Origin of the sequence: Bradyrhizobium sp. SHOUNA76, assembly GCF_023006445.1 — a bacterium.
In the GTDB taxonomy this organism is placed as follows: Bacteria; Pseudomonadota; Alphaproteobacteria; order Rhizobiales; family Xanthobacteraceae; genus Bradyrhizobium.
This window is the reverse complement of sequence record NZ_JALBHA010000280.1, coordinates 1-8,386: the sequence shown is the minus strand read 5'-3', so window position 1 is coordinate 8,386 and position 8,386 is coordinate 1. Positions and strand designations below refer to the sequence as shown.

The 8,386-nt window shown below is 64.4% G+C and carries 7 protein-coding genes; all 7 read right to left on the bottom strand.

Going from position 1 to position 8,386, the window contains the following annotated elements:
• The coding region (gene recQ / locus MOV74_RS24335; RefSeq protein WP_246928304.1) for a DNA helicase RecQ at positions 1 to 1,618 on the bottom strand (1,618 nt) is incomplete at its 3' end.
• Between the two features lie 136 nt (positions 1,619 to 1,754).
• Positions 1,755 to 2,498, bottom strand: a complete 744-nt coding sequence (locus tag MOV74_RS24330) for a polysaccharide deacetylase family protein (protein WP_246928302.1) — start codon at positions 2,496 to 2,498, stop codon at positions 1,755 to 1,757.
• A gap of 64 nt (positions 2,499 to 2,562) precedes the next feature.
• Complete coding sequence (locus MOV74_RS24325) at positions 2,563 to 3,603, bottom strand: homoserine O-succinyltransferase (RefSeq protein ID WP_246928290.1); 1,041 nt, start codon at positions 3,601 to 3,603, stop codon at positions 2,563 to 2,565.
• A gap of 12 nt (positions 3,604 to 3,615) precedes the next feature.
• Positions 3,616 to 4,917, bottom strand: coding sequence for an O-acetylhomoserine aminocarboxypropyltransferase/cysteine synthase family protein (locus tag MOV74_RS24320; protein ID WP_246928288.1), 1,302 nt, complete (start codon positions 4,915 to 4,917; stop codon positions 3,616 to 3,618).
• A gap of 216 nt (positions 4,918 to 5,133) precedes the next feature.
• Positions 5,134 to 5,592: a hypothetical protein gene (locus MOV74_RS24315; RefSeq protein WP_246928285.1), complete on the bottom strand. Its 459-nt coding sequence runs from the start codon at positions 5,590 to 5,592 to the stop codon at positions 5,134 to 5,136.
• A gap of 219 nt (positions 5,593 to 5,811) precedes the next feature.
• Entirely contained in the window at positions 5,812 to 6,249 is a 438-nt protein-coding gene (locus tag MOV74_RS24310; RefSeq protein ID WP_246928283.1) for a hypothetical protein, read from the bottom strand.
• A 341-nt stretch (positions 6,250 to 6,590) separates the two neighbouring features.
• Complete coding sequence (locus MOV74_RS24305; RefSeq protein ID WP_246928281.1) at positions 6,591 to 8,159, bottom strand: amidase family protein; 1,569 nt, start codon at positions 8,157 to 8,159, stop codon at positions 6,591 to 6,593.
• Positions 8,160 to 8,386 lie beyond the last annotated feature (227 nt).

The following is an 8,386-nucleotide window of genomic DNA, read 5'->3' as shown; positions in this document are numbered from 1 at the left end:
CGAGATCGCCGCGGCGGGATTTGCCGCGACTGGCGCGGACGCGCGTGCCGGGTGCCTCCTCACGCAGCCACACCTCGGTCTCCCCGCGTAGCACGCCGCGCGCAGTCTCGGTCAGCTTCAGCGCGCCAAACGCTTCGCTGTCGCTCTGCAGATGCCCCATCGCCACCAACTGCCGCAGCACGGTGCGCCACTGCTTTTCGTTGAGCTCGCGGCCGATGCCAAACACCGACAATTTGTCGTGGCCGAACTGCGTCACCTTCTCGGTCAGGCGTCCGATCAGCACGTCGATCAGGTGCATCGCGCCGAAACGCTGGCCGGTGCGATAGATGCAGGACAACAGCTTCTGCGCCAGCACCTTGCCGTCGCGCATCTTCGGCGGCGTCAGGCAGTTGTCGCAATTGCCGCAGGTCTCGCCCATCACGATCTCGCCGAAATAGGCGAGCAGCCGCCGACGCCGGCAGTGCGGCGTTTCGGCAAGGCCAACCAGCGCATCGAGCTTGCCGATCGAGACCCGCTTGAATTCGTCAGAGGCGCTGGACTCGTCGATCATCCGACGCTGCTGCACGATGTCGGAGAGCCCATAGGCCATCCAGGCTGCCGACGGCTTGCCGTCGCGGCCGGCGCGGCCTGTCTCCTGATAATAGGCCTCGATGCTCTTGGGCAGATCGAGATGAGCGACGAAGCGCACGTCGGGCTTGTCGATGCCCATGCCGAAAGCGACGGTCGCGACGATGACGATGCCGTCCTCGTTGAGAAAGCGGTCCTGGTTGCGCGAGCGCACTTGGCTGTCGAGCCCGGCGTGGTAGGGCAGCGCCGCAATGCCGGCGTCTTGAAGCGCGGCGGCGACCTCCTCGACACGATTGCGGGACAGGCAATAGACCACGCCGGCATCGCCCGCATGCCGCTCCCGGATAAACTCCTTCAGCTGCGATACGGCACTGCGCTTGTCGACGATCTCGTAACGGATGTTGGGCCGGTCGAAGCTCGAGACGAATTGCGGTGCGCCCGTGAGCTGGAGCCGCTCGACGATCTCCCTGCGCGTCAAGTCGTCGGCGGTCGCGGTCAGCGCGATACGCGGCACGTCGGGAAAGCGCTCGGCGATGATGGAGAGGCCGACATATTCGGGGCGGAAGTCATGGCCCCATTGCGAAACGCAATGCGCTTCGTCGATCGCGAACAGCGCCACTCTCGCCTGCGCCAGCAGCGACAGGCAGCGCGGCGTGACCAGGCGCTCCGGCGCGACATAGAGCAGATCGAGATCGCCCGCGAGCAGGCGGCGCTCGATGTCGGAGGCTTCCTGGAACGACAATGACGAATTCAGCGCGGCGGCGTTGACACCGGCCTCGATGAGGCCGGCGACCTGATCACGCATCAAGGCGATCAACGGCGACACCACGATGCCGCAGCCTTCGCGCAGCAGGGAAGGAAGCTGGTAGCACAACGACTTGCCGCCGCCGGTCGGCATCAGCACCAGGCAATTGCCGCCGTCGGTGACGTGCCTGACGATCTCTCCCTGCGCACCGCGAAAACCCGGCAGGCCGAAGACCGAATGCAGCACCGACAGCGCATCGCGGCCGTTGGCCGGCGCAGGTAGCGGGGCGGTGGAGGGAGCGGACATGGGCGGGATGGAACCAAGGCCGTGAGATTCGTCACAAGGCCAGTCGCATAGCGGCGTCGGCGTGGCAAGAGCGTTTGCGGGGCGCGGCGCGGCTCTTTCCCTCTCCCCTTGTACAAGGGGAGAGGGGAAGAAGACACTACGCCCCGATCCTCCGCAGCGCTTCCGCGACGGTCACAATAGGCATGTTACGTCTCTGGGCGGCTTCCAGCGCATGACGCATCAGGTCTGGGGTGCAGCCGTAGGGGCTCGGCGTGTTCGCAACGTCGTGGCCGTAGAAGATGAGCCATCCGCCGCTCGCGACCGCCTGGTCGAAATAGCGATCGACGCCGGCCCTATCGATCTCGCAATCCACCAAGGGCGAAGCGCGCAGGAACTGGAGGTCGATGACGTCGCTGTTGACGCCGGGGAGGATGCCGCGCGCTGAACGGAAGGCCTTGGCGAGCTGCGGCTTGCGCCAGACCGAAGCGATCCCGTAGGGATAGGCGAAATTCTCGAGCGTGATCGAGGAATCGATACCGCGGAAATAAGCGCGGTTTCGCTCGATCTCGCGCGCCATCGCGACCTCGTCGAGAATGGCCGAGCTCTGATGCGAGAATGTGTGGCAGGCAATCTCGTGACCGGCGCGGTGAAGCCTGATGATCGCGTCATCGGACAGGCCATGCCAGTGATCCGACGGCTGACCGATCAGGCTGCCGGCGAGATAGAATGTACCGCGGCCGCCATGCTTTTCCAGAAGCTCGGCGCCCTCGCCTGCCGCGCTGTCGGGGGCATCATCGAAGGTGAAGCTCACGATCGGCGCATGCGCCGGCAGCCGGTGCGGCGCGGCGCGAAAATGCCGGGCCAGCCGATTGCTCACGCGTCCCTGAAGTGCCGACCACACGACTGCGTTTCCCGTGATTTGCGTATTTCCGTACTGAAACATTCGCGCGCTGGTTGAGGCAAGCCTAACGCTCGGGTAATCCTAACGCGGAACCAACATCCTTCGGCCGACGCGCAGGGACCGACGCATCGGCTCCCTCGCTGAGAAATTGCAACCAGTTGCGGAAAAGCACCGCCGCCGCGCTGCCGGCGCCGATATCGGCGCGCAAATTCAGCCCGGGCAGCTCGTTGGTGAGCGCCGGGTGGCGCTGGTGCGCCGCCTTCTTCTCGAAGCGGGCCAATTTCTCTTCCGTCGCTGCGTCAAAATAGCTCACGGGCAGGCGCGGATAATTCTCCCGCTCGCGCGCGAGATAGCGGCCGATGTCGCGCAGATATTCGCGCTGAAGCGACAGCGCGTCGTATTCCGGATGCCCCTGGAAGAACACGAAGCGGCTGGCATATTGGCGAACGAAAACATCGACGCCCGCATGGACGGAGCGTGTCAGCACCTGATAACCGGCCTGCACCAGGTCGCTCTCCGCAATCTCGTTCAAGCGCGAATGCGAGACCTTCAGCGGCGCCGGCGCGGCGCGCGTCAGGGAATCGCTCGTCACGGCGTCGCAATCGAAGATGCCGTGGCATTTGGCCGGTAGCCGTCGCCGTTCGATGCCGTCGAGGTGCAGCACCGCCGCGTGCGCGGCAAGGCACGACCAGATCGTCGAGCGCGTGTTGACCTTGGCCCAGTCGATGAGTTCGGTGAGGTCGCGCCAGTACGGCTCCTGGTCGAGTTCGGGCGCGACGGGCTCTGCGCCGGTCACGATCAGGCCGTCAAATTTCTGACGCTTGAGATCTGACAGGTCGGAATACTCGCTTTCGACATGCCACCTCGCTTCCGGCGAGCGCTTCACGGTCGGAAGCGAGAAGCAGTGGAAGCGGATGCGGCACTGGCCTGCTGCGGCCTGAAGCAGCTTCATGAACTGCCGCTCGGTCGCCTTCAGCGCCGGATCCGGCATGTTGTTGACGAGCCCGATCGTGAGTTCGGGTTCGTGTTCTCGCGCGAGATCGCGCTCGGTCGGCGCCAGCGCCGGACTCGAGATGACTTGATCCCTGTCGATCAAGATCGTCATGGGTGCCGCCGCCTACTCCGCGGCCTCGAGGCGCGCTGATCGACAGGCCTTGTCCAGCGCCTGGTCGATGTCCTCGACGATATCGGAGACATGCTCGATGCCGATCGAGAGCCGGATGGTCTCCGGCAGCACACCGGCAACACGCTGCTGCTCTGCCGACATCTGCCGATGGGTGGTCGAGGCGGGATGACAGGCCAGCGACTTGGCATCGCCGATATTGACGAGGCGCGTGATCAGCTTTAGCGCATCATAGAAGCTCTTGCCGGCCTCCATCCCGCCCTTGATGCCGAAGGTGAACAGCGAGGAGGCGTTACCATCGAGATATTTCTGCACCAGCGGATAATAGGGACTGTCGGGAAAGCCGGTGTAATTGACCCAGGCAACGCGCGAATCCTTGCGCAGGAATTCGGCGACCTTGCGGGCGTTCTCGACATGGCGCTCCATGCGCAGCGCCACGGTCTCGATGCCCTGGAGCAGCAGGAAGGCGTTGAACGGCGACAGCACCGAGCCCATGGTGCGCTGATAGACGCTGCGCGCCCGCTCGATATAGGCGGTCCTGCCGAAGCGCTCGGCATAGACGAGGCCGTGATAGGAGGCGTCGGGCTTGTTGTAGCCCGGGAAGCGCTCGGCATGCTTGGCCCAGGGGAAGTTCCCGGAATCGACGATGGCGCCGCCGAGCGTGGTGCCATGGCCGCCCAGGAACTTGGTCAGCGAGTGCACGGCGATATCGGCGCCGTAGTCGAACGGCTTGAGCAGAATCGGTGTTGCGACGGTGTTGTCGACGATCAGCGGCACGCCATGCGCATGCGCGACCTTGGCCAGCGCCTCGATGTCGCAGACATTGCCGGCGGGGTTGCCGATGGTCTCGGCGAACACGGCGCGGGTGTTCTCGTCGATAAGCTTCTCGATCGCCTCAGGCTTGTCGCTCTCGGCGAAGCGGCCGGTGATGCCCTGCCTCGGCAGGATGTGCGAGAGCAGCGTGTGCGTGGTGCCGTAAAGCTGCGGCACGGAAACGATGTTGCCGCCGTGATCGGCGACGTTGACGAAGGCAAAATGCAGGGCCGCCTGGCCGGTCGCGACCGCGAGCGCACCGACGCCGCCTTCAAGCTGGGCGATCCGCTTCTCCAGCACCGCGCTGGTCGGATTGGCGATACGGCTGTAACGAAAACCTTCGGCCTCGAGATTGAAAAGCGCCGCGCCGTGATCGGCGCTGTCGAAGGCGTAGGCTGCGGTCTGGTAAATCGGCACGGCGACCGCGTGCGTGGTCGCCTCGGGCTCGTAGCCGGCGTGAATAGCGATCGTCTCGTTGCGCATCGTGCCACCTCCGCGTGGAGCGGGCCGCACTTATTGGCCTGTAGGAGGCATGTGCGTTGTCCGCCACGTCCCGTGTTAGAGGCGGGTGGTAAAGCGGACAATAATTCGCTTAGAGATCGAGGAAGTAACCCTAATGCTTGTCGGCGAATTGGCCGGAATCCGGGTTAAATTGCATTAATGAAGATGCTGCTCGGTGCAACTTGCGGATCGCGTCACTCATTGCGTGGCAGATGACCGTGGATCGAGATCGCACCCTCGATACATCCCATGCAGCTGTTTACCTTGAAGAAAAACCGTACGGGGAGTTAGTCCTCCTCGACGATCGAGCCATTGCTGGATTGGCGAGGGATACATTGAATACAGCATCCGGGTCGCCCCGCGGTCGGTAAATGTGCGCCCATTCCTGCCGAAGTCCCACGCAGCATGAAAGGCAAGCCTTGCCTTCGAGGTGACGCAGATGTCGTCCGATGCAATCGTCGCAAGGACGATCGTGCAGGCGGAAGCGCAGAGGCCATCGATGACGACCGATTGACGCGCGGCGCGCAATTTCTCGTATCGCTCGATGTAGTCAGCAATCGATCCGCCTCGATCATTCGCGATGCGAACCACGGCATGGCTCGCCCCCGTGCCAGTGAGTAAGAGCAATCCCGCGACAACCCCTGCCGGAAATCTCATGCTGCTCGCTCGATTGTGTGATGCCGCCACTTGGCAAGACCAGTGCTGATGGCGCGCCACCTTGATGCTTTCGGTCTTGGGACTCTTGACCTCGGTCGAAGAACCACCGCGCGTTGCTAAAGGGAACCTGGACAAGTGGGTCACGGCGGGCTTGAGCCGAGGAAGCACCGGCAGCCTTGACGGACGGCAGCGGAGCTGGCCGCTACCGTCCCGCCAACTTCAATATCGATACCCGTATGGATATTGTCCGGGGCAAACGTAATTGCCGTAAGTGTCATAGGTGCAGCTGCTGGAGCCACCGTAGTAGCCATAGGCGCCGGCTGCGGCGGCTCCTACTGCGGCCGCACCTAGACCATAGGCTGCGCCCCTGTAAGCGCCGCGATAGGCTGCATTGCGATAGACCCCTCTGGCCACAGGGCGCCCCGCGATCGGGCGATAGCCATAACCACGGCCGGCGACGCCGTAGCGGCCTCCCGCACCCCGGTATCCGCCGCCCCGGACATGGGCGACGCGGGCGCCACCGCCATGGAAACCTCCGGCGCGCATACCACCACCATGGAAGCCGCCGCCGCCGCGGCGAGCGTATGCATCATCGGGAATGAGACTGACGGTGATCAGAACGATCGCCGCCAAAGCAGCGAGAAGACATCGAAGCATGGCTTTCCTCCATTACTTGGGGTGCCGCGCACATGATAAGGCGATGCCGCTCACGGATCGGCACCCGGCAGGAACCTCTTCTCCTCCTCAAGGTCGGATTTGACCTAGATCAAGGAGTCGAAGATTGAGGACTTCTCGTAAAGAGATGCGGGCTGGAACACCCGCTGTGGAACTTGCTGCGGCTTCCCTGCCCCACGAGATCGAGAGGCTGACAACGGCGGCGACGCACTCTCGACATGGTCAGCAACACAGGCACACGCGCTTTCACGCCGCGATGAACCATTGTGTAAGCAAGCTTCGCGCGCGATGCGCGAAGCCCTGAAGCGCTTATTGGAGCAGGTTCAACCCATCCGATCCCACAGCCGATGAGCGAGCACGCCGGCGCGCTTCTCGATCGCGGCCGCGGCATCGAGCGCGAGATCCTCGCGATAGCGCCCGGTAATCAGCTGCACGCCAATCGGCCTGCCGTCGTGAAGCGCCACCGGCACCACCGCGCCGGGCAGGCCGAGCACGTTGATCGCGGAGATGAAGCGGATCTCGCCCCAGAAGATCTCGCGCACGCGCTCGGGGCTGACGGTGTCATCGCGTGGGCCCGGCGTCGGCTTCACTGTGGTCGGCGCCAGCACGATTGGATAGTCTTCGAAGAACAATTGCCAGGCGCGGATGTGGCCGTTGCGCGCGGCGGTCGCCTGCATCCAGGCCTTGAGATCGAGCACGTTGGCCTTGGCCTTCATGCCGCCCCAGGCCTTGTGAAAATCCTCGGACGTGACCTTCAGCATGGAGGCTTCCTGCATCACCACGGTCTCGTTGGTGATGATGTCGCACCAGGTCTGCCAGACGCCGTTGATGTCGGGCACCTCGACCTCGCTGACGCGGTAGCCGGACCGCTCGAGGTGGTCGGCGGCCTGGCGCAGCGCCGCGGCGACGGACGGATCGACGTCCATGTCGTCGGGAATCTTGGCCAGGGCCACCTTGATCGGCCCCTTCGGCCTCTCGCCGACCAGCGGCGCCGGCACCCACCAGGGATCGCGCGGATCGCGCTGGCTCATCACCTCCAGCGCAAGACGGACGTCGGCGACGTGGCGGGCGAGCGGCCCCTGCGCCGACATCAGGTGCGCCAGCATCGGACGCTCCGCCGTTGCGCTCTCGTTGAACGCGGGGATGCGTCCCTGCGTCGGCTTGATGGTGGCAACACCGTTACAATGCGCGGGCCAGCGCAGCGAGCCGCCGATGTCGTTGCCATGGGCGATGGTGCCGATACCGGCAGCGACCGCCGAACCCGCGCCGCCCGAGGAGCCGCCGCAGGTGATATCAGGATCCCAGGGGTTCAGCGTCAGCCCGTGCAGGGGATTGTCGGTGAAGCCGCGGAAGGAGAATTCTGGGGTGTTGGTGAGCCCAATGACGATCGCGCCGGCCTTCTTCAGGTTGCGGACAACAGGCGCATCCGACGGCGCGACCAGGCCCTTGTTGGCGGGAACGCCGTTGAAATTCGGCCGGCCTTCGTAGTCGACATTTTCCTTGATGGTGACAGGCACGCCATGCAGAAGGCCGAGCGCGCCGCCCTTGGCGCGCTGCTTGTCGGCCGCATGCGCCGCTTTCAGCGCTTCCTCGCCGAGATCGACGACGACGGCGTTCAGCTTCGGATTGACGGCGCGCATCCGTTCAAGATGCGCCTCGACCGTCTCGACGGCGGAGATGGCACCGGAGCGGATCGCGGCCGCGGTCTCCACTGCCGACCATTGCCAGGCTGGTCCCTTGGGACGGCGTGGTGCAGCGGGCCGGCGCGGAGCGGCCTTCTTGGCTTTCTTCGCAGCGACGGCCTTGCGGCTTGTGCTGGTCTTGCTGGAGGGCTTTGCAGGTTTCTTCGAAGCAGTCTTCTTTTTGGTTTTCTTGGTCGTCTTCTTCGCCACGTCGCACCTCCTGAAATTGTGCCGCGGAGGTTACGGATGGCGAAAGGACGTGTACAGGTGCGTTTTCTGCATGGCGCAATGGCGCGACGCGGCGAATTGTCTGCGGGTCGCGCCACCGACGCTATTCCGCGGGACAGGCCGCAACGGCCGCTTGCGCGCGGTCGAGCCGGAGGCTCCACAGCGCCAGCACGAGCCCGACAGCAGTGATGCCAGCCGCAACCAGCGGC

Coding starts and splice junctions, on each gene's coding strand:
- MOV74_RS24325 (WP_246928290.1), bottom strand. CDS start 3,603: ATGACGATCTTGATCGACAGGGATCAAGTCATCTCGAGTCCGGCGCTG.
- MOV74_RS24320 (WP_246928288.1), bottom strand. CDS start 4,917: ATGCGCAACGAGACGATCGCTATTCACGCCGGCTACGAGCCCGAGGCG.
- MOV74_RS24315 (WP_246928285.1), bottom strand. CDS start 5,592: ATGAGATTTCCGGCAGGGGTTGTCGCGGGATTGCTCTTACTCACTGGC.
- MOV74_RS24310 (WP_246928283.1), bottom strand. CDS start 6,249: ATGCTTCGATGTCTTCTCGCTGCTTTGGCGGCGATCGTTCTGATCACC.